We start from the raw sequence: 25,708 nt of genomic DNA on the forward strand, positions 1-25,708 counted from the left end.
CGCAGGCCAGCCGGTGTGCCCGGCGGGCTCATCCAGGGCGTCACGGAAGCACGGAGCCGCCAGGAGGGGCTGCCAGGAGGGGCTGCCCCTGAAGGGCACCTTCGGGAGGTGCGCGCACACGGCGCCCGAACTCACGGACGGGTCAGAAGCGCTTGGCCAGTGCGGTGGCGACGCGCTGGACGTCGTTCGGGAAGGGGGCCGCCGAGCCTGGTTGCGGCGTGCTCAGCACCACCAGGGTGCCGCCCGCCGCGGTCCGCTGTTCGGCGAGCGCGGCGCCCGGCGGCAGCGCCGGCCTGGGAACGGACACGCCGGGCGGGTAGAGCGCCACGGAGTAGGTGCCCGCGCTGGCGCCGTCGGCGACCGGGAACCCGGCGGACCGCGCCGCCGTCGAACAAGCGCGGCCCGGCGACGGCTGGGCGCCGGCGGTGACCGGGATCTCGCCAGCGAGGGCGGTGGCGAGATCCCGGTCGACCTGGTCGCACCCGAGGGTGCTCCCGGCCCGAGGGCCGGTCTCCCCTGACCCTTCACCCCCCTGCTCGGGATTAGGAGTCGGGGAAGTCTGGGTGTTCGCATTCGGAGGACGTGCGGGGGTGGGCAGGGGTTGCCCCTGCACGCTGAATTGCGGCGCGGACTTGCCCGTCGCGGGCGCACTCGCGGTGTTGTTCTCCGGCTGGGACCTCGCCGAGAAGAGGTACCCGGCGACCGCGAACCCGGCGATGAGCAGCACCACGGACGCCACCGCCGAGGTCAGCACGGTGCGGCGGCGCGCGGTCGCCCTCGCCGACGAGGCGCGCACGTCGCCGATCGAGAAGGACGCGGGTGGCGGTTCGCCCGCCGCGTCGGAGAACAGGGTCTCCAGCTTCTGGTCATCCACGCGTGTCCACCTCCTCCAGCACGCCGCGCAGGTTCGCCAGCCCTCTCGCGGTCTGGCTCTTCACGTTCCCTTCGCTGCAGCCGAGCGCCTTCGCGACGCCCGCCACGTCGAGCCCTTCGAAGTACCTCAGTACGAGCACCGCCCGCTGCTTCGGCGGCACCTTGCGGAGCCCGGAGAGCAGGTCCTCCCGCGTCGCCACCTGGTCGTCGACGCGGACGGGCGCCTGCTCCGGCTCGGGCATCTCGTCCACATACCGTTCCCTCCGCCACGGCCTCCTCGACTCGTCGATCGAGGCCCTGACGAGCGTCTTGCGCAGGTAGGCGTCCGTCGCGGCCCGGTCGCGGATCTTGTGCCACCGCCGGTGCAGCGCGACGAACGCGGTCTGCGCCAGGTCGTCCGCGCGATGCCAGTCACCGCACAGCATGTACGCGGTACGCCGCACGGAGTCCCGCCGTGCGGCGAAGTACTCCGCGAACTCCTGCTCGTCGCGCTCGTTCACGCGGCTGGCTCTCCGCTTCGTCGTGCGTTCAGGGGGATAGACGGATCGGGCGGCGTCCACCGTTGCACGCCCACCCGAACGAGGCCACCCAGACATGTGATGTGATCCAACCGTGACCTTCGCAGCGACACGAGCGATCGATTTCCGCTCCGACACTGTCACCCGACCGGATGAAACGATGCGGCGCGCGATGGCGGCCGCCGAGGTCGGCGACAACGTGTACGGCACCGACCCGACGGTGCGCGCGCTGGAAGAGAGAGCCGCGGCCCTGCTCGGGATGCCCGCGGCGCTGTGGACCCCGACCGGCACGATGGCCAACCTGATCGCGCTGACCGTGCACCTCGAACGCGGCGACCGGTTCCTCGCGCCCCGCGACGCGCACGTGCTGGCCAACGAACTCGGCTCGGCCGCGTGGCTCGCGGGCGGTATGCCGGAGGCGCTCGAACACGACGCCGGGCCAGGCCGCCCGACGCCGAGCGCGCTGTCCTCGGCGATCGGCCCGCGGAACGCGCCGTACTACGCGCTGCGCACCACGCTCCTCTGCCTGGAGAACACGCACAACGCCGCGGGCGGCGCGGTCACGCCGCCGCACGAGCACGCACGCCTGCTCGCCACGGCGAAGCAGGCCGGGCTGACCGTCCACCTCGACGGCGCCCGTATCTGGAACGCCGCGGTCGCGCTCGGCCTGCCGCCCGCGGCGCTGACCGTCGGCGTCGACAGCGTCTCGGCCTGCTTCAGCAAGGGGCTCGGCGCACCCGCCGGATCGGTCCTCGCCGGCGGCGAAGACCTCGTCGACCAGGCACGCCGCGTCCGGCACCTGCTCGGCGGCGGGATGCGCCAGGTCGGCGTGCTGGCCGCGGCCGGGCTCGCCGGGCTGGACCACCTCGGTGAGCTCGAACGGGACCACCGGAAGGCGCGGCGGCTGGCCACCGGGCTTTCGGAGTTCGGCTGGGAGGTCACCGAGCCGCAGACGAACATCGTGCTCGCCGACGTCGCCGACGTGAACGTCGCGCTCGACACACTGGCGGCGGCCGGGGTGCACGCGCTGCCGATGGCCGGGAAGGTGCGGTTCGTGCTGCACCGCGACCTCTCCGACGACGACATCGACGAGGCGCTGCTCCGGATCGAGAGCCGCCTGACGAACGGGGGAAGCCAGTGAGCCGTCACTGGATCGTGTTCGACTACGGCGAGGTGCTGTGTTCGCGCACCACGGCCGTGCCGGAGATGGCGGCCGCGCTCGGCGTCGGCGTCGCCGAGTTCGAGCCCGCGTACTGGGGGCTCCGCGACGCGTATGACCGCGGCTCGGCCGATATCGAGTACTGGCGGTCGATCGGGGCCGTGGTCGGCGCCGAGGTGGACGAGGCGATGTCGGCGACGCTGACCGAACTGGACATCGAAGGCTGGTCCTGCCTCGAACCCGCCGCGCTGGAACTGGTCGCGGCGCTGTCCGAGGCCGGCGCTTCGCTGGCGCTGCTGTCCAACGCGCCGTCGTCGTTCGGCCGCTGGGTCGAGCAGCAGGAGTTCTCGAAGCTGTTCGAGGTCCTGTTGTTCTCCGGTGACGTCAGACTGGCCAAACCGGATGCCGAAATCTACCGCGAGCTGCTGTCGCGACTGGACGCCGCACCGGGCGACTGCCTGTTCCTCGACGATCGTCAATCCAATGTGGACGGAGCGAACGCGGTCGGCGTCCGCGCGCACCGCTGGCTCGGCGCGGCCGAGGCGCGGTCATGGCTGGAGCCGGAAAAGTAACCCTGACGGCCCATCCATCTACACGGGGCCGAGGCGGTAGCTTAGTGTGGGTCACGACAAGCCCACAGAGCGTCAAATTTTGGGGTTCTCATGCCCGCAGCGAAACAACGGTCCGGCGACGGGCCCGTCCTGGTGCGGATCGATCCGTCCGCGCCGAGCATCGCGCGGGTTTACGACGCCCTCGTCGGCGGGCACGACCACTACGAGTCCGATCGCGCGGTGCTGCGCAAGATCCTCGAAATCGCGCCGGAAGCCCAGCTCATGGCGAAGGAACTGCGCCAGTGGCTGGTCAGGACCGTGCGGCTGCTGGCGAACCGGCTGGAAATCGACCAGTTCCTCGACCTCGGGTCCGGTTTTCCCACCGCCGAGAACACGCACCAGATCGTGCAGCGCTACCGCCCCGAGGCGCACGTCGTCTACGTCGACAACGACCCGGTGGTCCAGGCGCACGGCCGCGCGCTGCTGGAGGAGAACGAGTACACGCACGTGTCCGGCGCGGACATCACCCGTCCGGCCGAAGCGCTCGCCGACCCGGAAATCACCAAGTACCTGGACTTCAAGCGCCCGGTGGGCGTCATCATGTGCGGGATCATCCACCACATCAAGGACCTCGACGAGGCCCGCGCGGTGGTGAAGGCCTACGTCGACGCGGTGGCCCCCGGCTCGTACCTGGTGCTCGCGCACCAGTTCAACCCCGGTGACGGCAGCGAGGCCGCGCACGTCGCCGATTCACTGGACGACCGGTTCAGTGGCACCGGGCTCGACACGCTGTACCGCGGCCGCGAGGACATCGAGTCCCTGTTCAGCGGTCTCGAACTGGTCGAACCCGGCCTCACCTACCCCCATCTGTGGTGGCCGGACGGGCCCCGGCTGCACCGGCTCTCCCCGTCCAACTTCACCACCCTCGGCGGCGTGGCCCGCAAACCCTGAGGTCAGGGGTTGAGCCGCTTCGAGTCACCCCTGCCCTTGATGGCGCCGTAGGCCGCGGTTCCGAGGAAGAGCACGCCACCGATCACCGCGAGCCAGAACAGCCCCTTGACGACGAAGCCGAGCACGGTGAACGCCAGCCACACGACGATCAGCGTTCCGACGATCTTCCAGAACATTTCTTTCCTCCGGTTGCCTTTCGCAGACCACCCGGCCCGCTGCTTGAAGACTCCCACGTCCCGGCCGGAAAAGCTTGTGCCAAGCCCAACGTTCAGGGACATATCGGGGTTCCCACCTACCCCCTACCCCGCCTACCCCGCCTAACCCGCCTAACCCGCAGCCAGCCAGTCCCCGATGCGGCGCACCCCCTCGTCGAGGTCTTCGCGGGCGCCCGCGAACGACAGGCGCACGAACCGGCCGCCGTCGACGGGGTCGAAGTCGACACCCGGCGTGATCGCCACCCCGGTGTCCGCCAGCAACCGCTGGCACCAGCTGAGGCTGTCCGAGGTGAACTCCGAGACGTCGACGTAGGCGTAGAAGGCGCCGTCGACCGGTGCGACCTTGTCCAGCCCGATCTCGCGCAGCCCGCCGAGCAGCGCGTCCCGGTTCTTCCGGTAGTGCTCGACGTGCGCGTCGGCCTCCGCGTAGGACTCGGGCGTGAACGCCGCGACGGCGGCGCGCTGGGCCAGCGCGGGAGGGCAGATGGTGAAGTTGCCGGTCAGCACGTCGATCGCCCGGTGCAGCCGTCGCGGCGCGAGCAGCCAGCCGAGCCGCCAGCCCGTCATCGCGAAGTACTTCGAGAACGACCCCAGCACGAGCGCTTCGGACGAGCTCTGCCAGGCGCAACCGACCTCCGCGCCGTAGGAGATGCCGTGGTAGATCTCGTCGCTGACCAGCTGCACCCCGTGCGATGAGCACCAGCCCGCGATCGCGGCCAGCTCGCCGGGCGGCAGCACGGTGCCGGTCGGGTTGCTGGGGCTCGCCACCACCAGCCCGGTGATCGGGCCCAGCTCGTCGAGCAGCTCGACCGTCGGCTGGAAGCGGGTGCGCTCGTCGGTGGCGAACTCGACCACCTCGCAGCCCAGCACGGACAGCAGGTTCCGGTACGCGGGGTAGCCGGGGCGCGCCATCGCCACCCGGTCACCCGGTTCGAAGGCGGAGAGGAAGGACAGCAGGAAGCCGCCGGACGAGCCGGTCGTCATGATCACCTCGTCCGGGCTCACGTCCAGGCCGTACCGGGTGGCGTAGTGGCCGGCGACCGCCTCCCGCAGCTCCGGGATGCCGAGCTGGACGGTGTAGCCGAGATCGCCGTCGGCCAGCGCTCGCTGCGCCGCCTCGCGCACGGGTGCCGGCGCGCCCGCGGTGGGCTGCCCGGCGGCGAGCAGGACGACGTCACCGTGCGTGCGCTGCCGGGCCTGCGCGGCCGAGAGGACGTCCATCACGTGGAACGGCGGCACGTTCGCGCGCTGGGCGGGACCGGGGAAGGAGGGGTGCTCAGTCACCCGCCCAGGGTAGGCGTTCGCCCGTTCGTGACCTTCCGGCCGCAACCTGGGTGGATCAAGCGCGTCTAGAAGGGTGAAAAGGCCACAAAGGACTACCGGGGGTTATTCGTGGGTATCAAGAAGATCGTCGTCGGAATCGCCGCGCTGGCCGCGACCGCCGTGCTGGCCGCCTGCTCCGGTGGCAGCATCGACAGTGCGCCCGCCGCCGGTGGCGCGCAGCCCGGCGCGGCTTCGGTTCCCGCTTCGGCACCGGCCTCGACGCCGTCATCGGAAGCCCCGGTCCCTCCCGCGAAGCCCGCGGCGAAGCCGATCGCCGAGAAGCCGAAGCCAGCGCCGGCGGCCGGAATCCCGTGCGCGAACGTCGTCACCGGCGCGTGCGTCGACATCTCCAGCAAGCAGTCCTGGCTCGTGCAGGACGGCAAGGTCGTCTACGGCCCGGTGCCGATGACCTCGGGCCGCAAGGGCCACGCGACCCCGACCGGCACGTTCCACGTGCTGTCGAAGGAGAAGATGCACCTCAGCAAGCAGTTCGACATGGCGCCGATGCCGAACTCGGTGTTCTTCTACCCCGGCGACGCGTTCCACACCGGCAGCCTCAAGGTGCCGTCGCACGGCTGCATCCACCTGTCGAAGGCGGCGTCGCAGAAGTTCTTCTCGACGCTCAACATCGGCGACACCGTGCAGGTCGTGTCCTGACAGTTCTTCAAAGAACCGGTGCCCGCCCCCGCTAGGAGGCGGGCACCGGTTTTTGTCCAGTAGCCCTCTAGTAGCCCTCTAGTAGCCCTGGTAGCCGCCGCCGTGGGCCATCGCCTTCAGGCCGGGGTGCCCGTCGAAGCCGCCGTAGCGGGAGAACGTGTAGCGGACACCGGCGATGATGTTGTCCACCGGGTTGTAGATGTCGTCGTGCCCCGCCAGCTTGTGCGACTGGAACGTCGGGTCGATGCACTGCATGAGCCCCTTGGACGGGGTGCCCTTCGCCGCGTTCGAGTCCCAGTTGTTGATCGCGTGCGGGTTGCCGCCGGACTCCTTCTCGATGATCGTCCAGATCTTCTGGATGTCCGCGTCGGTCACCGGGATCCCGTTGGCCTGCAGGATCTTGATCGCCTCGCGGATCCACGAGTCCACATTGCCCGGCGGCGGCCCACCCGGCGGCGGCCCACCACTGGAGCCGAGGCCACCACCGCCGCCCCCGCCCCCTCCGCCGCCCCCACTGGACCGCGAAGCGTGCGTACCGCCGCCTTTGTGACCGGGCGGCTTGACCTTCGAATACCCAGCACTGATGTCCTGCTGCGCCTTGGTCTTGGCCTCGTTGAGAGCCGTGGTCGCGGCGCTCAAGTTGGTATTTATCGCCTCGACATTCGGACCGACCAAAGCATTGAGCTTGACTCGGGCATCGTCAATTATCTTGTCCGGAGAGTCACCCGGGGGCGCTGGCTTGTTCTCTCGCACGGCCTGATCCAGGGCATTTTGGCGGGTCGTCGCAGCATTGTTCGCGTCGGTGACGATTTTTTGTATCTCGCCATCCTTGCCGCGCGCGGTGTTTATGTTGTTGCGGGCAGTCACCAACTGCCCCTGCAGAGTGCTCAGCTCTCCCGCAACCTCATCGAGCCGGTCACTGAACTGCTCGCCATTCTTGGCCAGATCTTTGACGTAGGCAAAGAACCCGTCGGCAGCCGGGCCGACCCAGGTCCCATTCGTCAGATTCGCGTTGGCGGCATTGAGCGCCTGCACATGGTCGCGCGAATTAGCAGAGGCATCGCGAAACTTTCGGGAAACCTCATCGATGCTTTCTGGCTTGATCTTGTCGATCTGCTTGGACGCTTCCATCGCACTCGTCCACTCAGGCGGAACCACCAGTTGAGCTACCACGTTTCCCCCTTATTCCTGGCCCACATCGCGCACCACAGCGGTCATCCCTTTGCCGTCTTCTTGATCGCATCGCCGGAGGCGTTGTCCTGCTCCTGCATCATCCTGGCGGCATCGCGGAGGAACTGGCTCGTGGCAGCCATGTGCTTGGCCCCGGCTTCGAACTCGCCCTGGCTGCCCTTCGAGAACGAGTGGTAGGCATTCGCGGTCTCGTCCGAGGGCGAAGGTTTGACCGGTGGTTTCGCGGGATCGTGGTCGTCGGGGTGCCGAAGGGTGCCGAACGGGTGCTCACCCTCTTCGGGGGCCACCTTGTCCTTGGACTTCTTGAACTCTTCGTGGAGCTGGTCGACCTTCCCGGCCACGTAGTTCAGAGCATCGAAGTCGTACTTCGGCACGGTTCGTCTCCCCTTCGCGATGTCGCTTCCGCCGGGTCTGACGCGTCGGCCACCGCGGCGGTTCCAGAGCACACTGTAGGACCTCCGCTGCAGGCCGTGTGCGGTTTGGCGGAACTCCCACCCGGCGGCGCGCGTCGCATCGCCGCCGTGCACGCTTTGTAGCATCACGCTGGGAGGGAAGAGTGACATGAAGCCGTTGAACCCGGGCGAGGCCTGGCAAGTCGGGCGCTACCGGTTGCTCGCTTCGCTCGGCGAGGGCGGCATGGGCCGGGTCCTGCTCGGCGCCTCTCCCGATGGCCGTTTGGTCGCGTTGAAGCAGGTTCATCCCGGTTTCGCGCACGACGAAGGCTTCCGTTCGCGGTTCCGTCGCGAGGTCGAAACCTCGCGCATGGTGTCCGGCGCCTACACCGCCGCCGTCATGGACGCCGACCCCGACGCGGAGATCCCCTGGCTGGCGTCGGTCTACGTACCCGGCCCGTCGCTCAAGGAAGCGGTCGACGCGGCGGGGCCACTGCCCCTCGAATCGATCCGCTACCTGGCGACCGGCCTCGCGTCGGCACTCACCGAAATTCACCGGGCCGGGTTAATCCACCGGGACCTCAAACCGTCCAACGTGCTGCTCACCGACGACGGCCCCCGCGTGATCGACTTCGGCATCGCCCGCGCCGCCGAGGGCAACAACGACCTCACCCACACCGGCTCGGTCATCGGCTCACCCGGGTTCATGTCACCCGAACAAGCCGAAGGCAAGTCGCTCACCCCCGCCAGTGACATGTTCTCCCTCGGCGCGCTGTTGGTCATGGCCGCCACCGGGCAGAGCCCCTTCGCCGGGAACTCCACCCCGCAAACCCTCTACAACGTCGTCCACACCCACCCGAACCTGACTACGCTGCCGCCGCCCGTCCGCCAGCTCGCCGAGCCCTGTCTCGCCAAGGATCCCGCGCACCGGCCGACACCGGCCCAGCTCCTCGACCACCTCGGTGCCGTGCGCTACGCCAGCATGCCGTGGCCGCCGCCCGTGCACGCGCGGATCGCGCACCACAAGGAAGAAGTCGGTCACTTCCTCGCGAAGCCCCCGCCGCCACCGGCCAAGCCGAGTGCGGGCAACAAGCGGAAACGGGTCCTGATCACCGCGGGCGCCATCGTGGCAACGCTGATTCTGGCGGGCGGCACCGTTTTCGCCGTCTCGAAGCTGACCGGCGATTCGACGCACACCGCGAACCGGCCGCCCCGCAACCCTGACCCGTTGAGCCTGGACCGCCTCCGGCTGGTGGACGCCTGCAAAGTGCTCGATCCCAACGCGTTGCCGGTCTTCGGCAAGACCACGGTCTCCGAAAACGACGGCTTCGGCACCTGCGACTACACGATCCCCGCTGGCGGCAAAGTAGCGCTCAACCTCGGCGATTCCATCGGTGGAGACCCGCTTCCGCGCACCTCGTACATCGGCGACATACCGACCCGCGAGATGAAGTACACCGAGCAGGACCTACCGGCCTGCAAGCACACGGCTCAGCCCCCGGATCGAAAAAGCCCCGCGGTGGGAGTGAACGTCCAGTCGAAGTCGGGTGACATCTGCAAAGCCGCGCAGGAAATCCTGGTCGCGGCAATGGGATCGCTCAAGCGGAACCCGGTCGAACTGAGCCTGGCGGAAGACAGCGTGCTGCCACTGGATCCGTGCACGCTGATGGACCCTGCGACTCCACCCCAGCTTCTCCCCGGAAAGCTCAAGACGGAGCTGAGCAATATCCACACCTGCGAGTGGAGCACGGACGACGGGCGGCTCTCCGTGAGCGCGTACGGCGGGAAGAAGTCCGACGATGCGCCGAACGAGACGGTCAAGATCGATGACATCGAAGTGCACCAGAAGAAGTACGAGTTCGACTCCGGGGCAAGCTGCCACGTGGACTGGCCACATGCCGAAATAAACTCGGCGAACGACGAGTACGTCCAAGTCGAGATACTTCCTTATTCGGACAAGAACAAGAGCGCCGACATCTGTGGCATGGCGCAACGGGCTGCGAAGTCCGTGCTCACCAAGGCGCCGGTGAAAGAATAGGGTGACGAATTCACGATGAAGCCGTTGAGTGCTGGGGATGCTGGTCGCATCGGGCGGTACCAGTTGGTGGCCTCGCTCGGTGAGGGCGGAATGGGGCGGGTGCTGCTGGGGGTGGCATCCGACGGGCGGCTGGTCGCGGTCAAGCAGGTGCATCCCGGTTTCGCGCACGACGACGGGTTCCGGTCCCGGTTCAAGCGCGAGGTCGAGGCGTCCCGCATGGTGTCCGGGGCCTACACGGCGGCGGTCATGGACGCCGATCCCGACGCGCGGATTCCTTGGCTGGCTTCGGTTTACGTGCCCGGGCCATCGCTGAAGGAGACCGTCGACGCGGTCGGGCCGTTGCCGCCGGAGTCCATTCACTACCTGGCGACCGGGCTTGCCACCGCGCTGGAGGAGATCCACCGGGTCGGGTTGATCCACCGTGACCTCAAACCGTCCAATGTGCTCCTCACCGACGACGGGCCCCGCGTCATCGACTTCGGGATCGCCCGCGCGGCCGAAGGCGACACCGATCTCACGCACACCGGGTCGGTGATCGGGTCGCCCGGGTTCATGTCACCGGAGCAGGCCGAGGGAAAGGCGCTCACCCCGGCGAGCGACGTGTTTTCACTCGGCGCGCTGCTTGTCATGGCAGCAACGGGAAGCAGTCCCTTCGCGGGCAACTCCACGCCGCAGACGCTCTACAACGTGGTGCACAGCCAGCCCGATCTCACCACGCTGCCGCCGCACATCCGCCAGCTCGCCGAACCCTGCCTGGCCAAGGACCCCGCGCACCGCCCGACACCGAGCCAGCTTCTCGACTTCCTCGGCGCGGTGACGCCGAGTGCGACGCCGTGGCCCGCCACGGTGCACCAGGAAATCGCGCGCCAGAAGGGCGAAGTCGAAGTCGCGCTCGGGGCTCCCCGTCCGGAACCCGCGCCTGAGCCGAAACCGAAGCGCACCGGGCTCATCGCGGGGATCGCGGCGGCGGCCGTCGTCATCGTCGCGGCGGGGGTCACGACCGCGATCGTCGCGAGCGGCGGCTCCGGCGAGCCCGGCGCCGCACCGGCCTCCGCCGCGCAGCCCGCGGCACCGCCACCACCCGATCCGCTGCGCCCCGACAACCTGCGCACGGTCGACCCGTGCCAGCTACTCGACGGCAAAACCCTGCCCAGTACCGGAAAACTCACCGGCGACAACAGCCTCCAGGTCGAATACAGCCAGTGCTCGTACGGGTCGGGGGACAACGTCGCGCTGGCGAACATCGACGTCGGCGACAGCGCCTCCAGCTCCGGCAAGGACGCGACCTTCGAAGGACTCCCCGGAAAGCTCGACGACAGCGGCAGCTCTTGCCGCGCAAGCGTGGCAAACCCGGTCGCCGAGAAAATGGGGATCTCCGCGTTTTCCTCGACCACCAAGGGCGACCGCTGCAAGATCGTGCGGGAGATCCTGACCGAGACGATCAAAGCCCTGCGCGGCACCCCTCCGCGCTACCCGCAGGACAAGGGCAGCCTCATCCCGGTCGACGTCTGCGGCACGGTCGCGAAGGACGCGATCGAGAAGATCCTCGGCGGCGTCGAGGAGAACGAGGTGACCGGGCTGCACAAGTGCACCTGGCGCGGCGCCAAGTGGATCAGCGCGAGCGTCGGTGACGCGGTCACCGAGCGCGCGGCCTACGAGTCGCCGGAGAACGTCCAAATAGGAGGGTTCAAGGTGTGGGTGACCCGCGAGGACACCGCGACGAGCCATTCCTGCGAGCTGGCGTGGAACCACAAGCCCAGCAGGGAAGGAAACTCCCAGCGGGTCACCGCGTCCATGAGCGACAGTGGTGACGCGAAGCTGCCCACCGAGGAGATCTGCCAGAAGGTCGAGGACTTCGCGGGCGCGATGATCCCGGGGCTGCCGAAGCCGTGAAACCACTCGACCGCGACGACGCGCGCCAGATCGGGCGCTACCGGCCACTCGCCCTGCTCGGCGAGGGCGGCATGGGCCGCGTACTGCTCGCCACGGGCCCGGACGGGCGGCTCGTCGCCGTCAAGCAGGTGCATCCGGGTTTCGCGCACGACAACGGTTTCCGCTCCCGGTTCCGGCGCGAGGTGGAGGCCTCCCGCATGGTGTCCGGGGCCTACACCGCCGCGGTCATGGACGCCGATCCGAACGCGCCGACGCCGTGGCTCGCGTCGGTCTATGTCGCCGGGCCGTCGTTGCAGGAGGCCGTCGACGGTGCCGGACGCCTGCCGCCCGGCTCGGTGCGGCACCTCGCGGCGGGCCTCGCGAGCGCACTCCTCGAAATCCACCGCGTCGGGCTCGTGCACCGGGATCTCAAGCCCAGCAACGTGATCCTGACCGGAGACGGTCCGCGCGTGATCGACTTCGGGATCGCGCGCGCCGCCCAGGGCGGCACCGAGCTGACGCACACCGGCTCCATCATCGGCTCGCCCGCGTTCATGTCGCCGGAACAGGCCGAGGGCAAGCAGGTGACGGCGGCCAGCGACGTGTTCTCCCTCGGCGCGCTGCTCGTGATGGCGTCGAGCGGTCAGGCGCCGTTCAGCGGCGCTTCCACCCCGCAGACGCTCTACAACGTCGTGCACGCCCATCCCGACCTGCGGTTCCTGCCGCCCGAGGTGCGCCGGATCGCCGAGCCGTGCCTCGCGAAGGACCCCGCGCACCGCCCGGCGCCGGCGCAGCTGCTGCAGCTCATCGGACCGCTGGCGCCGGTGCCGCAGCCGTGGCCCGCCAGCGTGCACGCGCTGATCGGCGAGCACGAACAGGCCGCGCGCCGGGCGCTGAAGTCGCCGCCGCGCAAACGCGCGGCCAAGATCGCGCTGGCCGCGGCGGGTGCGGCGGCGGTGCTCGCCGCGGGCACGGTCGTCGCGGTGAATTCGACCGGCGGCGAACCGCCCGCGGCCGCCCCGGCCAGCAGCGCGGCCGCCCCGCCCACGGCCGCGACCCCGGTCAACAATGACCCGCTCGGGCCGCCGAAGGTGCGCGGCATCGCCCCGTGCCCGGTGCTCGACGGGCAGCAGGCGCCCGGTCTCGGCAAGCTCAAGGCGCTGAAGACGATCAGTTTCCTCGACTGCCTCTACCAGGCCGGTGACCAGCAGATCAGCCTGCGGATCGGCGGGGCGAAGCGCGCCGGGGCGACGCAGCAGGGCGATCTCGGCGGGGTGCCGGTGCTCGTCGACCGGACCAGCACGATCTGCTACGCCGCGATACCGCTCACCGGCGCTCCCGACCTGACCGTCGAGGTGAACCTCAACGGCACCGGCCAGCCGGTGGAGACGACCTGCGCCGCGGCCAAGACGGTGCTCGGCACCGCGGTGACCAGGATCAAGGCCGCGACACCCGCGAGCACCGGGTTGTCCACTGTGGATCCCTGCGAGCTGGTGGACCGGACCGCCGCGCAGGGCATCATCGGCCCGATCGGCGGCGTGCGGGCCGAGGACCTGCACACCTGTGTGTGGGAGGTCTCGGGCTCGGTCAAGGTCTCCCTGCAGCGCTACTACCCGCCGAGGAAGAGCACCGAGCCGACGGCGGAGGAGGTCGACCTCGGCGGGGTGAAGGCGTTCTCGGTGACCTCGCGGAACAACCCGGCGAGCGCGGACTGCACCCTGGCCTGGGTGCACAAGCCACTGTCCGAAGAGGAGTCCGAGAACGTCGAGGTCCAGTTCAGGACGATGGCGAACCCGCTGCCGGAGGCGGAGATCTGCCGTCAGGCGCGGGAGTTCGCCAAGGCGCTGCTCCCGAAGCTGCCGAAAGCCTGACGGGCGGGCCGGACTCTAGACTCACCGGGTGCACGCGTTACATCCGAACGAACCACGTCACATCGGCGGCTACCGGCTCATCGCCTCGCTCGGCGAAGGCGGGATGGGCCGGGTCGCGCTCGCCGCCGCTCCCGACGGCAGGCTCGTCGCGCTCAAGCAGGTCCACGCGTCCTTCGCGAAGGACCCCGCGTTCCGTGCGCGGTTCCGCCGCGAGGTGCAGGCGTCGCGGCTCGTCTCCGGCGCGTACACGGCGGCGGTGATCGACGCCGATCCCGAAGCCGATACGCCGTGGCTCGCTTCGGTCTACGTGGCCGGGCCGTCACTGCGCGAAGCGGTGGACGCGGCGGGGCCGCTGCCGGAACCGTCGATCCGGCTGCTGGCCGCGGGGCTCGCCGCAGCGCTCGGCGAAGTCCACCGCGCCGGGCTCGTGCACCGCGATCTCAAGCCCAGCAACGTGTTGCTGACCTCGGACGGGCCACGGGTGATCGACTTCGGGATCGCCCGCGCCACCGAGGGCAGCACCGAGCTCACCGGAACCGGCGCGGTGATCGGCTCGCCCGCGTTCATGTCGCCGGAGCAGGCGGAAAGCAGGCCGCTGACCCCGGCCAGCGACGTGTTCTCCCTCGGCGCGCTGCTGGTGATGGCGGCGACCGGGCGCGGGCCGTTCGCCGGTGACTCCACGCCGCAGACGCTGTACCAGGTCGTGCACCACCAGCCGGATCTCAGCGGGGTGCCGCCCGAGGTGCGGCGGCTGGCGGAACCGTGCCTCGCGAAGGACCCGGCGTACCGGCCGACGCCGGCGCAGATCCTGGACTTCCTCGGCCACGGCGGCCCGGTGGCGCCGGTCGCGCAGCCTTGGCCACCGTCGGTGCGGGCGCAGATCGGCGCGCAGGAGGCCGGTGTCCGCGCCGCGCTGTCGTGGCCGGTGCCGCCGCCACCGAAGCGCAAGAGGCGGTGGGTTCCCGTCGCGGCGGCGATCGGCGGGGTGGCGGTGCTGGCGGCGGGCACGATCGTCGCGATCGGACTGTCCGATTTGGACGACCGGCCCGCGGCGGCGCCGCTGAACCAGAACCCGCTCGACCTCACCGTGCTGCGGCGCACCGACCCGTGCAAGGTGCTGCCGGGCATGTCGATCGCGCCGTACGGGGAGTTCCAGCCGGAAGAACGGCTGGCGTACGTGAACCGGTGCTCGTACCGGGCGGAGTCGGGGCCGACGCTGAAGCTGAAGCTCGGCGACAGGGTGTACCGGGACGGTGCCGCGCCGAGCGCCCCGATCAACGGCCAGCCGGTGCTGATCAACCACCTCAGTGGCTGCGAGGCGACGATCGCGGTACCGGGCAACGAGGGCTTCGGCGTGTCGGTGGAAAACGAAGAGTCCACACCGGAGGGATGCGACGAGGCGCGGACCGCGCTGGGTCAGGCGCTGGAACGGATCAGGGCGGGCGGCGTCGACCACGTCCTGCCGCGGGGGAGCGTGCTGCCGCTCGACCCGTGCGCGGTACCGGACCCGGCCGCGGTCACCAAGCTGCTCGGCGCGCCGGTCACCGGGAAGCTGCAGACCACGGTGCACGTCTGCGAGTTCACCCAGCCGGACTCGGTGACCGTGGACTTCGGCCGCGGCGCGCTGGACACCGACGGGACGACACCGGTCGATCTCGGCGGCGTGCCCGCGGTCATGAAGTCGTCACCCGATCCGAAGAGCGTGTTCTGCACGATCAGCTGGTCGCCGCTGCGGGTCTCCGACGAGAAGGCCGACACCGTGCGAGTGTTCTATTCGGACCTCGATGAGAAGGGCGACCCGGACGAGGCTTGCGCGAAGACCAGGGAATTCGCCACCTCCGTCGCCGCGAAGCTGCCGAAGCCCTGAGCAGTGCGCGAAGGGTGGATCTGGGGCGCTCAAGTCCCCGAAGGTCACCTTCAGGGCATGCGCGCGCTCACCTGCCGCACCCTGTTGCCACGAGGGCCGAGTTCACGGCGCTGAACGCGGTGAAGGCTCCCTTCAGGGAGCACCAACGCAGCGACCCACCCCATAAGGCGCCACACCACCCGCGCGAAGGGTGGATCTGGGGCGCTCAAGTCCCCGAAGGTCACCTTCGGGGCATCCGTGCGGCACTCGCAGAGCCCTCGCTATCAGCGAAGGCCGAGATCGTGGCGTCAGATTCCCTGAAGGCTCCCTCCAGGGACGGCTCACCCTGGCACGACGGCAACTGCGGGGGTTGATCAGGCCACTGTGGACGGTGCTCAGAACTCGTCCAGCAGTTCGTGGATTCGCTGCTCCAGCACGAGGTTGTCGGCGGGGGTGACGGTCGCCCAGTCCCGGCCGTTCGCGTCCCTGCTCAGCTGGAACAGGTACCGGCCGGAGTCGGTGTCGTGGAACGCGACCACGCGGGGCGCCCGCCGCACCAGGCCGTCGCGCCCGCGCCGCTCGGTGCCGAACTGTCCTCTTGCGACGGTGCCCATCAGCATTCCGGCCAGCTCTTGGCTTTCCTCCAAGGGAAGGCGCCGGTCTTCGAGCGCGGTCACGAGTGCCTTCGCGTCGCCGCGTGCTTCGATGTCGGCAGCGGTGAGCACGTCGTGCGGCACGTTCACCGAGCGGCCGACGCCCGGTTCCAGCTCACCGGCGACGGACACCGCGGCTTCCGGCAGGCGGTCCGCGTCGGTCGGGATGAGCCACACCTCGCCCGCGTCGATGACCGCGAGCACCGCGGCGCCGCCGATCCGCGCGGCGAGGCCCTTGATCTCGCGTTCCGCCCACACCCACGCGTCGAGCGCGAGCTGCGGCGCGGCCAGGATGTTGAACAGGTCCGCGACCTCACCGGTGGCCCGCGCGCCGCGGACGAGACCGCGCCCGCGCAACCCGGTCAGCGCCTCTTCGACGAGCTGGCGGCGCTCGGTGTAGGTGATGCCGGGGCTGATCACCTGGAGCGCCGGATGCCGTTCGGGCAGGCGCTCCGCCTCCCACAGGGCGTCGAACTCGAGAACGGAAAGAACGACCGTACCGGTCGATGAGCTCATCCTCGGGACTCGTCCCCGTCGGCGATCGTGCGCGGCGGCACCTCACGCTGGTCGGTGAACAGGTCCTTGTCGTCGACGCCGTACCGGCGGACCTGCTTGCCGTCCTCGGCATCGCGCTCCGCCGCGCGCTCCAGCAGCCCGCGCTTCGCGGGCGCCGGTTCGACGCCGTGCCCGGACTTGCGCAGCACTTTCGCCTCTTCTTCCGGCAGGTCGTCCATCGGGATCTGCTTGGCCGCCTTCGCCGATCTGGACGGCGCGCTCCTCGCGAAGCCCTTTCCTTGGCGGTCGGGCTCGCCGCTGACCGCGCCACCGGCACCGGCCGCGCCGAGCGCCGTGAGGCCCGCACCCAGTTCGGCGCCGCCGAACGCGGCCCTCGGCACCGTGCTGAACGGCACCCCGCTGCTCAACGCGGTCACCGGGGCGGGCAGCGCGGACCCGACGACCCTGCCCTTCGCCAGCGCGGGCTCACCCGAGGCCGCGTGACCGGAAGGCGCGTCACCGCCACCGGGCGTGCCACCGCTCTGCGGCGTGCCACCACCGGCGCCGCCACCCGGCCCGCCGGTCCGGCCGGACGGTCCCGACGAGGGCCGCGGCGCGGCGACACCGCCACGCGACTCCGGCCCGCCGGTGGCCGCCGGACCGGTGAACAGCCCGCCGGAGAATCCCGGCCGCGCGGGCGAAGCGACGGGCGGCCGCACCTGCCCGCGACCGTCCGGAATGGGCGCGCGGGCCACCGGGCCGCTGCCGGAAAACGCTCCGGACGGCGGCTCCTGACCTGGCCGGGGCGCGGGCGGCAGCCTGCCGCCGCTCGGCCGCGTGGTCTGCTCCGGCGCGACGGGCGGCAGGCCGATCGGCGCGATCGCCTGGCCACCGCCGTGCGGGGCCGGGCTTCCCGGTGACGGTGGCGGCACCGGGCCGCCACCGGCCGGGGCGCCACCGCCGCCCTGCGGGAGAACGGGGTCGTCCCCGGAACCGGAACCGGAATCAGGATCGGCGGCGACGAGGTTCGTGAACGGGCCGCCACTGCCGGTCAGCCCGATGCTCTCCGGCCTGCCGATCGCCTCGGTCGACGCCAGGTTCTCGCCGCTGGAGCGCGCGTACTCGTTCAACGCGTCGACGGCCTGCTGGCGCGCCTCGTTCGCCTGGCGGACCGCGGCGGAGTGGTCGGTTTCGAACCCGAACAGCCCGGCCACCGAATCGCCGAACGAGCGGCCCTCGCTGCCGGCGCCGGTGCGCAGCGCCGCGGTCTCCGGCAGCCGGTGCAGCGTCCTGCTGAACGCCTCGCCCTGCGCGAAGATCATCTCCGCCGCGTGGTTGACCTTCGTGGTCGCGTCGCTGGAAAACCCGGCGTGCCCGGCGAGCACCACGCCCGCCTGGCCGCCCGCGGTGCTCGTCCACACCACGCCGAGCTTGCCGAGCTGGTCGCGCAGGGTCCCGTCGGTTTCGTCGAGCGCGCCCGCGACCGCCTTGAGCGCGTCGACCGCGGACGAGATGCCGCCGATTCCGTCGCCGTTGCGGAACGCCTGCACCTCGTCGGCGAGCATGTTGTACGAGTAGCCGTCGAAGCGGTGGTCCCTGATCCTGGACACCAGCGCCCCGACGTCGATCCCGTCACTCATCTCCGCCGTCCTCACTGCCGTGCGGCCAAGGTCTGCACCGCCATCTTCGCCACGGTCGTGGCCATGTCACACATCCGCGCCAGCGTGAACGAGTCGTCCAGCGGCGCCATCTGCACCCGCAGCGTCTGCCCCGGCGCCACCCCGACGAGCGTCTCGCAGTCCAGCGGGTGCGCGGTGTCCCGGAAGTTCTTCAACGCGGGGAAACCCGGCACGTCGACCGGTTCCTTGGTCAGGCTCGACTTCCTGTGCTTGCCGGTCAGCCAGTCCTGGAGATCCGCGCTGGTGACCGTTTCGACCGCGTAGCTGTAGAACGGCTGGGTCAGGTCGACGCGGAACATGCAGGTCGGCCCGTCGCGCCGGTCACCGGGCGCGGTCTGCGACGGCAGGCCGTTGACCTTCAGCTCGTCGAGCTGGGCCTCGGTGAGCAGTTTGCACGGGTCGGCGCCGGTCAGCGGCACGTCCTTGACCCGCTGCGGCAAGGACGATCCGCCCGCGGAAGGCGGTACCTGCGGCGCGGGCACCGCCACGCCCGGTTCCACGCTGCTACAGCCCGCGAGCACGGTGAGGGCACCGGCCGCGGCGAGCAGCGCGCTAGTTCGGCTGGACACGCCTGTCCCGCAGGCTTTCGGCCTTCTCCTCGTCGCTCGCCACGTACCGGTGGCTCGCCTCCCGAAGCTGCCCGGCGAGATCGCGCAGGTTCTGCACGTACTCGCGGACCCGCCTCGCGTACGAGGCGTCCCCGTCGGCGACGAGGTCGTTCCACGCGGACACCGCGGCACCGGAGACGACGTCCCGCGCGGGCGGGTCGATGTGCAGCGCGTCGAGGTGGACGGAAAGCCGCGCCTGCAACGCGTTGGCCTGGTCTTCGACGATCTTCGCGACCTCGAGCACGCGATCCGGCTCGACGTCGATATCGGTCATTCCCGGTACCGCCGGTACCGCGGTGCCCAGCGGATTCCCCGGTGCGCCCTGGTCACCTGGCACTTCCCCACCTCACAGGAACGGACGGTAGCCGGTCATATCCACCGGGAAAGGCTACCAACGCTGAGGTGAAACGCGCAGGAGTTCAGCGAGACGGGATCGCGACGCCGGTTTCGGCCGCGCGCAGCGCGATGTCCGTGCGGTGGTGGGAGCCGGGCAGGTGCACCTTCGCGACCCGGCGGTACGCCTCGTCGCGCGCACCGGCGAGATCCGCGCCGACACCGACCACGGACAGCACCCGGCCGCCGTGGGACACGACGGCGCCGTCTTCGCGGCGGCGCGTACCGGCGTGGAGCACGCCGTCCGCCTCGCCGCCGGTGATCACGTCGCCCGCCCTCGGCACGCCCGGGTAGCCGTCGGCCGCGATGACGACCGTGACGGCGGCGCCGTCGTGCCAGCGCAGCGGCGGCTGGCCGGCGAGCGCGCCGGTCGCGGTCGCGTGCAGGAGCCCGCCGAGCGGGGTTTCCAGCAGCGCCAGCACGACCTGGGTCTCCGGGTCGCCGAAGCGGCAGTTGAACTCGATCACCTGCGGGCCGTCGGCGGTCAGCACGAGGCCCGCGTAGAGCAGGCCGGAGAACGGGGTGCCCCGCTCGGCGAGTTCGTCGACGACCGGCTGCACGACGTTCGCGACGATCTCGTCGACGAGGCCGGGCGCGGCCCACGGCAGCGGGGCGTAGGCGCCCATGCCACCGGTGTTGGGCCCGGTGTCGCCGTCGCCGACGCGCTTGAAGTCCTGCGCGGGCAGCAGCGGCACCACCGTGCGGCCGTCCACCAGGCAGAACAGGGACGCCTCCGGGCCGTCGAGGAAGGTCTCCAGCAGCACCGGGTGGCCGCCGTCGAGCAACGTCATCGCGTGCTTGCGGGCCAGCTCGTAGTCGGCGGTCACCACCACGCCCTTGCCCGCGGCGAGCCCGTCGTCCTTGACCACCCAGGTCGGGCCGAAGCGCGCGAGCGCCGCGTCGAGGTGGGCGGGGTTGTCGACGATCTCGCTGTGCGCCGTCGGCACCTTCGCGGCGGCCATGACGTCCTTCGCGAACGCCTTGGAGCCTTCGATGCGGGCGGCGGCGGCGGACGGGCCGAAGCACGCGATCCCGGCGGCGCGGACCGCGTCGGCGACACCGGCCACCAGCGGCACCTCGGGGCCGACCACCACGAGATCGGCCCGCCAGCTCCCGGCGAGCGCGGTCACCGAGGCCGGGTCCGCGGCGTCGACGCCGAGTTGCTCGGCGAGCGCGGCGGTGCCCGCGTTCCCCGGCGCGCACGCCAGGGCGGTCACCGCCGGATCGTGTGCGGCAGCGAGGACAAGGGCATGTTCGCGGGCACCGGACCCGACAACCAGGACACGCACGTGTGAAGGGTAACCGGCCGCCTTCGCGGCTGCCCCGCGGCGCCGTCCAACGACGGCGGTCAGCCGCCGAGCGCCTGCTTCGCGCCGGGGTGCAGCGGCACCGGCTGGGTGAGCTTCGCGACGCCGGGGTCGATCTGCTCCGCCGACGGGTGCGCCTGCGCGAGGTCGTTCTTCTTTTCGAACAGCAGCTTGGTGATCGCGCACGCTTCCGGTGCGGGGAAGTCGCTGCGCACCAACAGGAAGTTCGGCACCACGATGGTGGGGACGGCGGCCTGCTGCGCGTAGGTCGCGACCGGGATCTCGCCGGTGTCGTACACCGGGTTGATCTTGCGCATGGCGCCGAGCAGCGGCGTGATGTCGAGGAACTTCACCTGGCCCTTGAGCGAGGTGATGATGTCGGAAAGCTGCGCGGTCGGCAGCCCGCCGGACCAGACGAGCCCGTCGATGGTGCCGGCCTTGACACCCTCCGCGGTCGCGGCGAGGTCGAGCCGCTGCGCCTGGATGTCGGTGTTCGGGTTGAGGCCGGCGGCTTCGAGCAGCCTGGTCGCGATGATCTCGGTACCGGACTGCGGCGAGCCGATGGAGATCCGCTTGCCGCGCATGTCGGTGATGCTGTTGATCCCGGAACCGTTGCGCACCAGCACCTGCGTCGAGTTCGGGTAGAGCCGCGCGAGCGCCTGGATCCGCTGCGGGCGCCCGGCGAACACCCCGGTGCCGTTCACCGCGTCCGCCGCGGTGTCGGCGAGCGCGAACGCGACGTCGTAGCGGCCGTCGGCGAGCTGCTGGATGTTCTGCACCGAGGCGCCGGTGCTCTCGGCCGTCGCCTTCAGCTTCGTGTTGGCGCCGATCACCTGCGCCAGCCCGCCGCCGAGCGCGTAGTACACGCCGCCGGGGTTGCCGGTCGCGATCTTGACGGCACCCTCGCCCGCCGTGCAGGATCCGGCCGGGGCGGCGTCGTTCGCGGTACCGCCCGTGCAGCCGGTGGCGGCGAGCACGAGCACGACGGCCATCAGCCGGGCCGACCGAGCCTTCGCGCGCATGCTCCACTCCTTGTCGTCTCGAGCCACTGTGCTCACGCCGCCGTGCCGTCCGGGGATTCCGGCACGAGGTGAGACGTGATCGCGACCGCACGGAAACCAAAAATCCGCGTCTTCGGCGGCACCGCATAGTAGAAGATCGCCGAGCCGTCCCCGACGCGGGCGCGACTGACCACAGTGGACGAAAACGGCCACGGTCCGTGTCGGATCGTTCGCGCAGCTCACACGGTACGGTGTGGCCCGTCACAACCGCGCCGGGGGCCACCGGCCGTTTACCCGCTCGTCAGGGGCCGTCCCCGCGCTCGTCGGCAGCCGGTCGCCGCGGGGGACCAGTGTCCCGACGGATATCCCGGGAGTTCCAAGAGAGGGCACTCATGATGCGAAAGCGACTCGGCCTGCTGACCCTGTCCGCACTGGCCGTGCTCGGCGCCACGGGTCTCGCGGCAGGCCCCGCGAGCGCCACCGGTGGCGCGGATGCGGCCGCCGCGAGCCGGGGGCACGATGGTCCGGTGATCGTCGGCCACCGCGGCGCGCCAGGCTACCGCCCAGAACACACGCTCGCGTCCTACGAGCTGGCCTACCGCCAAGGCGTGGACTTCGTCGACGTCGACCTGGTGCCGACGAAGGACGGCCGGCTCGTCGCCAGGCACGAGCCGGAGATCGGCGGCACCACCGACGTGGCGAAGCACCCCGAGTTCGCCGCGAGGAAGACCACGAAGGTCATCGACGGTGCCCCGCTGACCGGCTGGTTCACCGAGGACTTCACCCTCGCCGAGCTGAAGACGCTGTACGCGGCCGAGCGGATCCCCGACATCCGGCCCGACAACACGATCTACCACGGGCGCTACCGGATCGCGACCTACCAGGAGGTGCTCGACCTGACCAGGCGCCTCGGCCGCGAGCTGCACCGGACGCTCGGGACGTACCCGGAGGTCAAGCACTCGACCTACTTCGCGTCGATCAAGAACCCGATCGAGCCGAAGCTGGTGGAGCTTCTCGATCGGAACCACCTGAACCGCCGGGGCGCGCCGGTGGCCATCCAGTCGTTCGAGGTGTCGAACCTGATCGCGCTGCACCGCCAGGTCCGGGTGCCGCTGCTGCAGCTCACGCAGGCCACCGGGGCGCCTGCCGATTTCGTCGCGAAGGGCGACAAGCGCACCTACGCGGATCTCGTGACGCCCGCCGGGCTGCGGGAAATCGCGAAGTACGCGGACTACCTCGGGCCGGAGAAGGCGCAGATCATCCCGCTCGACAAGGCGGGCAACCTGACGAAGCCGACCTCGCTGGTCCCCGACGCCCACGCGGCCGGGCTGAAGGTGCAGCCCTACACCTTCCGCAACGAGAACAACTTCCTGCCCGCGAACCTGCGCTCGTCGGCGAACCCGCAGGCCTACGGCGACATCTTCGCCGAGGAGTCGGCCTTCCTGAAGGCGGGCGTCGACGGGTTCTTCGCCGACCAGCCGGACACCGCACTGGAATCCGTCAAGGCGTTCACGGGGCACTGACGTTTCCCGGCGGCCTTCGAAGTCCCCGAAGGTCACCTCGACGGCGTCCAGTGCCGTGAAGGTGACCTTCGGGGCATCCAGGTCCCCGAAGGACGCCTTCGCGGCATTGGCGTCGATTTCGGTGAGATCAGGTGGCGGAAGCGTGGAGCCGCCGGGAGGGACCTGGTCCCCGAAGGACGCCTTCGGGGAATCCGACGCCGTGATCCGGCCCCTCACGGCACGCGACACGACAACGCTGATGCCCCGAAGGACGCCTTCGCGGCGTCAGATTCCCCGGAGGCTCCCTTCAGGGCATGCACAGCGAACCGCGGCCTCGACCTCTACCGGAGCATCCTTCACGGCATGACCAGCCCGCCCCACACGCCCGCAAGAACAAGAGAAAGGGCGCCACATTCCCAGAAAGCCACCGCCTCAGAAAGCCACCGCGATGATGCGGACGCGCCGATTCCAGTGCGATCACCGGCGAAAACGCGGAGCCACAAGTCCCTGAAGGTCGCCTTCGGGGCATCTGACGCCCCAATCTCGCCCCTCGCGGCGCGAGGCATGATGAAGCTGATGCCCTGAAGGTCGCCTTCGCGGCATCAGATTCCCCCAAGGGCCCCTTCAGTCATCTGTGTCCCTGGTGGGGACGTCCTGCCAGGGGTGAAAACAGGGGCGCGCGCCTCTGCTGGAGGGGCTATCTTGCTGTGCCCGGCGAATCTGCTTATTTACACGCCAGGGCAGGTGGCCTGAGCAGAGCACGCCCGCGAAGGCGGCGCCCAGTGCCGCCAAGGCCATCACGGCCTTCGGTCCCGGCGGATTGCCCGCCGTTGGGCCGGCCGGGCTAGAACCTTGACGAATTCTTGACACGCCGGGCGGGCGCGGGCACAGTATGCGGATCTCAATGGTCTGTCCGTATACCTTTCGAGGTGGGTGCCCATGGCCGAGGTAAGCAACCAGCCCGAGGAGCAGGACGCCGACGCCGCGAGGCTGCACGCGCTCGGCTACGCCCAGGAGCTGAAGCGGACGATGTCCGGCTTCTCCAACTTCGCGGTGTCCTTCACGATCATCTCTATCCTCTCCGGCTGCCTCACGCTCTACGGCTTCGGCATGACCACGGGCGGACCCGCGGCGATGATCTGGGGCTGGCCGCTGGTCGGCGTGTTCGTGATCCTCGTCGGCCTCGGCATGGCGGAGGTGTGCTCCAGCTTCCCGACCGCGGGCGGGCTGTACTACTGGGCGGCGAAGCTCGCGCCCCGCAACGGCGCCGCGTGGTCGTGGTTCACCGGCTGGTTCAACCTCATCGGCCAGGTCGCGGTCACCGCGGGCATCGACTTCGGGGCCGCGCTCTTCCTCAACGCCTTCCTCGACCTGCAGTTCGGCTTCGCCGCGACGCCGGGGCACACGATCCTGCTGCTGGCGATCATCCTGGTAGTGCACGGCGCGCTGAACACCTTCGGCGTGCGGATCGTCGCGGTGCTCAACAGCGTCAGCGTGTGGTGGCACCTGATCGGCGTGCTGGTCATCGTGGGCGCGCTCGTCTTCGTGCCGGACCACCACCAGTCGGCTTCGTTCGTGTTCGGGCACTTCGTGAACGGCACCGGCTGGGGTTCCTCGGTGTACGTGTTCGCGCTGGGTCTTCTCGTCGCGCAGTACACGCTCACCGGGTACGACGCGTCGGCGCACATGACCGAGGAGACGAAGAACGCGTCGGTCGCCGGGCCGCGCGGGATCGTCAACTCGATCCTGGTTTCCCTTGTCGCGGGCTGGGTTCTGCTGATCGGGCTGACCTTCGCCATCCAGGACTACGACGGCGCGGTGAACTCGTCGACCGGGGTGCCGCCCGCGCAGATCTTCCTCGACGCCACCGGCGCGGCCACCGGGAAGTTCCTGCTGCTGATCTGCATCGGCGCGCAGTTGTTCTGCGGCATGGCATCGGTGACCGCGAACTCGCGCATGATCTACGCGTTCGCGCGCGACGGCGCGGTGCCCGGCTCGAAGATCTGGCACCGCATCAACAAGCGCACGCAGACGCCGACGAACGCGGTGTGGCTCGCGGCGGGCGGCGCGATGGTGCTCGCGCTGCCGTACCTGTGGAGCAAGACGGCCTACGCCGCGGTGACTTCGATCGCGACGGTCGGGCTGTACGTGGCGTACGTGATCCCGGTTTTCCTGCGGCTGCGCCGGGGCGACGACTTCGAACGCGGCCCGTGGCACCTCGGCCGGTGGAGCCGTCCCGTCGGGATCGTCGCCTGCCTGTGGGTGCTGGTGATCTTCGTGCTGTTCATGCTGCCGCAGGTTTCGCCGATCACCGCGGACACCTTCAACTACACCCCGGTCGCCTTCCTGGTCGTGCTCGGCGGCGCGGGCGTGTGGTGGCTCGCCTCGGCGCGGAAGTGGTTCACCGGGCCGAAGGTGCAGGGCAGCGCGGAAGAACTGGCCGCCGTCGAACAGGAGTTGAAGGAAATCGGCTGAGCGGGGACCGGGATCGCGGCGCTCGGGTGCCCCGAAGGACGGGCGGATTCATGCGGTGGTCGCAACATGCTCTATTTAGGACAGTAGCATGGTGAGTTTTTCTTTGGGGGTGAGCCAGTTGAGGGTTTTGCGGGGGCG

22 protein-coding genes are annotated in these 25,708 nt (G+C 70.2%); 10 read left to right on the plus strand and 12 right to left on the minus strand.

Going from position 1 to position 25,708, the window contains the following annotated elements:
* Positions 1–142 precede the first annotated feature (142 nt).
* Together ABD256_RS36515 and ABD256_RS36520 are read right to left on the minus strand one after the other, a co-directional pair.
* Positions 143–874 carry a hypothetical protein gene (locus ABD256_RS36515; protein ID WP_344429589.1) on the minus strand — a complete coding sequence of 244 codons (732 nt, stop codon included), beginning with the start codon at positions 872–874 and terminating at the stop codon, positions 143–145.
* Positions 867–1,373 carry a SigE family RNA polymerase sigma factor gene (locus tag ABD256_RS36520; RefSeq protein ID WP_344429591.1) on the minus strand — a complete coding sequence of 169 codons (507 nt, stop codon included), beginning with the start codon at positions 1,371–1,373 and terminating at the stop codon, positions 867–869. The genes ABD256_RS36515 and ABD256_RS36520 overlap by 8 nt, the downstream gene beginning before the upstream one ends.
* 112 nt (positions 1,374–1,485) lie before the next feature.
* On the opposite strand from ABD256_RS36520, the gene ABD256_RS36525 reads away from it, so the two are divergent.
* The 3 genes from ABD256_RS36525 to ABD256_RS36535 all read left to right on the plus strand — a co-directional run bounded on the left by ABD256_RS36525 (position 1,486) and on the right by ABD256_RS36535 (position 4,052).
* A complete protein-coding gene (locus ABD256_RS36525; RefSeq protein ID WP_425546580.1) occupies positions 1,486–2,532 on the plus strand; it encodes a threonine aldolase family protein in 1,047 nt (348 codons plus the stop codon).
* The gene (locus ABD256_RS36530; protein WP_344429593.1) at positions 2,529–3,122 is read left to right on the plus strand and encodes an HAD family hydrolase; all 594 of its coding nucleotides are present in this window, start codon (positions 2,529–2,531) and stop codon (positions 3,120–3,122) included. The genes ABD256_RS36525 and ABD256_RS36530 overlap by 4 nt, the downstream gene beginning before the upstream one ends.
* A gap of 90 nt (positions 3,123–3,212) precedes the next feature.
* On the plus strand, positions 3,213–4,052 hold the full coding sequence (locus ABD256_RS36535) for an SAM-dependent methyltransferase (protein ID WP_344429596.1): 840 nt from the start codon (positions 3,213–3,215) through the stop codon (positions 4,050–4,052).
* Positions 4,053–4,054: 2 nt separating this feature from the next.
* Here the strand turns inward: ABD256_RS36535 and ABD256_RS36540 are convergent, their stop codons facing one another.
* Both ABD256_RS36540 and ABD256_RS36545 read right to left on the minus strand, forming a co-directional pair.
* Positions 4,055–4,228: a hypothetical protein gene (locus ABD256_RS36540; protein ID WP_215548974.1), complete on the minus strand. Its 174-nt coding sequence runs from the start codon at positions 4,226–4,228 to the stop codon at positions 4,055–4,057.
* Between the two features lie 150 nt (positions 4,229–4,378).
* Positions 4,379–5,488 (minus strand): pyridoxal phosphate-dependent aminotransferase, encoded by a 1,110-nt coding sequence (locus ABD256_RS36545; protein WP_425546581.1) that lies wholly within the window; start codon positions 5,486–5,488, stop codon positions 4,379–4,381.
* Between the two features lie 171 nt (positions 5,489–5,659).
* Here ABD256_RS36545 and ABD256_RS36550 point away from each other — a divergent pair, with 171 nt between their 5' ends.
* Positions 5,660–6,247, plus strand: a complete 588-nt coding sequence (locus ABD256_RS36550) for a L,D-transpeptidase (RefSeq protein ID WP_344429601.1) — start codon at positions 5,660–5,662, stop codon at positions 6,245–6,247.
* A 78-nt stretch (positions 6,248–6,325) separates the two neighbouring features.
* Here the strand turns inward: ABD256_RS36550 and ABD256_RS36555 are convergent, their stop codons facing one another.
* Entirely contained in the window at positions 6,326–7,378 is a 1,053-nt protein-coding gene (locus tag ABD256_RS36555) for a transglycosylase SLT domain-containing protein (protein WP_344429603.1), read from the minus strand.
* Positions 7,379–7,461: 83 nt separating this feature from the next.
* On the minus strand, positions 7,462–7,812 hold the full coding sequence (locus tag ABD256_RS36560) for a hypothetical protein (RefSeq protein ID WP_344429605.1): 351 nt from the start codon (positions 7,810–7,812) through the stop codon (positions 7,462–7,464).
* Positions 7,813–7,999: 187 nt separating this feature from the next.
* Here ABD256_RS36560 and ABD256_RS36565 point away from each other — a divergent pair, with 187 nt between their 5' ends.
* Genes ABD256_RS36565 through ABD256_RS36580 form a run of 4 tightly spaced genes read left to right on the plus strand, consistent with a single transcriptional unit; the run spans position 8,000 to position 15,478 of the window.
* A complete protein-coding gene (locus tag ABD256_RS36565) occupies positions 8,000–9,868 on the plus strand; it encodes a serine/threonine-protein kinase (protein ID WP_344429607.1) in 1,869 nt (622 codons plus the stop codon).
* Between the two features lie 15 nt (positions 9,869–9,883).
* Complete coding sequence (locus ABD256_RS36570; RefSeq protein ID WP_344429609.1) at positions 9,884–11,761, plus strand: serine/threonine-protein kinase; 1,878 nt, start codon at positions 9,884–9,886, stop codon at positions 11,759–11,761.
* Positions 11,758–13,611, plus strand: a complete 1,854-nt coding sequence (locus tag ABD256_RS36575) for a serine/threonine-protein kinase (protein ID WP_344429611.1) — start codon at positions 11,758–11,760, stop codon at positions 13,609–13,611. Before ABD256_RS36570 ends, ABD256_RS36575 begins: the two co-directional genes overlap by 4 nt.
* A 28-nt stretch (positions 13,612–13,639) precedes the next feature.
* Entirely contained in the window at positions 13,640–15,478 is a 1,839-nt protein-coding gene (locus tag ABD256_RS36580; RefSeq protein WP_344429613.1) for a serine/threonine-protein kinase, read from the plus strand.
* A gap of 374 nt (positions 15,479–15,852) precedes the next feature.
* Here ABD256_RS36580 and ABD256_RS36585 read toward each other — a convergent pair whose 3' ends face one another.
* The 6 genes from ABD256_RS36585 to ABD256_RS36610 all read right to left on the minus strand — a co-directional run bounded on the left by ABD256_RS36585 (position 15,853) and on the right by ABD256_RS36610 (position 21,614).
* Positions 15,853–16,626 carry an ESX secretion-associated protein EspG gene (locus ABD256_RS36585; RefSeq protein ID WP_344429615.1) on the minus strand — a complete coding sequence of 258 codons (774 nt, stop codon included), beginning with the start codon at positions 16,624–16,626 and terminating at the stop codon, positions 15,853–15,855.
* Positions 16,623–18,245, minus strand: a complete 1,623-nt coding sequence (locus tag ABD256_RS36590; protein ID WP_344429618.1) for a hypothetical protein — start codon at positions 18,243–18,245, stop codon at positions 16,623–16,625. The genes ABD256_RS36585 and ABD256_RS36590 overlap by 4 nt, the downstream gene beginning before the upstream one ends.
* Positions 18,246–18,256: 11 nt before the next feature.
* Complete coding sequence (locus ABD256_RS36595) at positions 18,257–18,853, minus strand: DUF3558 domain-containing protein (protein WP_344429619.1); 597 nt, start codon at positions 18,851–18,853, stop codon at positions 18,257–18,259.
* Positions 18,837–19,229, minus strand: a complete 393-nt coding sequence (locus ABD256_RS36600; RefSeq protein ID WP_344429620.1) for a type VII secretion target — start codon at positions 19,227–19,229, stop codon at positions 18,837–18,839. Before ABD256_RS36600 ends, ABD256_RS36595 begins: the two co-directional genes overlap by 17 nt.
* Positions 19,230–19,311: 82 nt before the next feature.
* Positions 19,312–20,574, minus strand: a complete 1,263-nt coding sequence (gene purD / locus ABD256_RS36605) for a phosphoribosylamine--glycine ligase (RefSeq protein WP_344429622.1) — start codon at positions 20,572–20,574, stop codon at positions 19,312–19,314.
* 59 nt (positions 20,575–20,633) lie between these two features.
* Positions 20,634–21,614, minus strand: a complete 981-nt coding sequence (locus ABD256_RS36610; RefSeq protein ID WP_344429624.1) for a TAXI family TRAP transporter solute-binding subunit — start codon at positions 21,612–21,614, stop codon at positions 20,634–20,636.
* A gap of 371 nt (positions 21,615–21,985) precedes the next feature.
* Between ABD256_RS36610 and ABD256_RS36615 the strand changes: the two genes are divergently transcribed.
* Positions 21,986–23,116: a glycerophosphodiester phosphodiesterase gene (locus tag ABD256_RS36615; RefSeq protein ID WP_344429626.1), complete on the plus strand. Its 1,131-nt coding sequence runs from the start codon at positions 21,986–21,988 to the stop codon at positions 23,114–23,116.
* 918 nt (positions 23,117–24,034) lie between these two features.
* Positions 24,035–25,570 carry an amino acid permease gene (locus tag ABD256_RS36620; RefSeq protein WP_344429628.1) on the plus strand — a complete coding sequence of 512 codons (1,536 nt, stop codon included), beginning with the start codon at positions 24,035–24,037 and terminating at the stop codon, positions 25,568–25,570.
* Positions 25,571–25,708: the final 138 nt, after the last annotated feature.

The sequence above is a fragment of the Amycolatopsis minnesotensis genome (assembly GCF_039529815.1).
In the GTDB taxonomy this organism is placed as follows: Bacteria; Actinomycetota; Actinomycetes; order Mycobacteriales; family Pseudonocardiaceae; genus Amycolatopsis; species Amycolatopsis minnesotensis.

Excerpts from the sequence above, each read along its gene's own strand:
- ABD256_RS36535 (WP_344429596.1), top strand. The coding sequence starts at position 3,213 with ATGCCCGCAGCGAAACAACGGTCCGGCGACGGGCCCGTCCTGGTGCGG.
- ABD256_RS36540 (WP_215548974.1), bottom strand. The coding sequence starts at position 4,228 with ATGTTCTGGAAGATCGTCGGAACGCTGATCGTCGTGTGGCTGGCGTTC.
- ABD256_RS36545 (WP_425546581.1), bottom strand. The coding sequence starts at position 5,488 with ATGGACGTCCTCTCGGCCGCGCAGGCCCGGCAGCGCACGCACGGTGAC.
- ABD256_RS36555 (WP_344429603.1), bottom strand. The coding sequence starts at position 7,378 with ATGGAAGCGTCCAAGCAGATCGACAAGATCAAGCCAGAAAGCATCGAT.
- ABD256_RS36565 (WP_344429607.1), top strand. The coding sequence starts at position 8,000 with ATGAAGCCGTTGAACCCGGGCGAGGCCTGGCAAGTCGGGCGCTACCGG.
- ABD256_RS36570 (WP_344429609.1), top strand. The coding sequence starts at position 9,884 with ATGAAGCCGTTGAGTGCTGGGGATGCTGGTCGCATCGGGCGGTACCAG.
- ABD256_RS36585 (WP_344429615.1), bottom strand. The coding sequence starts at position 16,626 with ATGAGCTCATCGACCGGTACGGTCGTTCTTTCCGTTCTCGAGTTCGAC.
- ABD256_RS36590 (WP_344429618.1), bottom strand. The coding sequence starts at position 18,245 with ATGAGTGACGGGATCGACGTCGGGGCGCTGGTGTCCAGGATCAGGGAC.
- ABD256_RS36610 (WP_344429624.1), bottom strand. The coding sequence starts at position 21,614 with ATGCGCGCGAAGGCTCGGTCGGCCCGGCTGATGGCCGTCGTGCTCGTG.
- ABD256_RS36615 (WP_344429626.1), top strand. The coding sequence starts at position 21,986 with ATGATGCGAAAGCGACTCGGCCTGCTGACCCTGTCCGCACTGGCCGTG.
- ABD256_RS36620 (WP_344429628.1), top strand. The coding sequence starts at position 24,035 with ATGGCCGAGGTAAGCAACCAGCCCGAGGAGCAGGACGCCGACGCCGCG.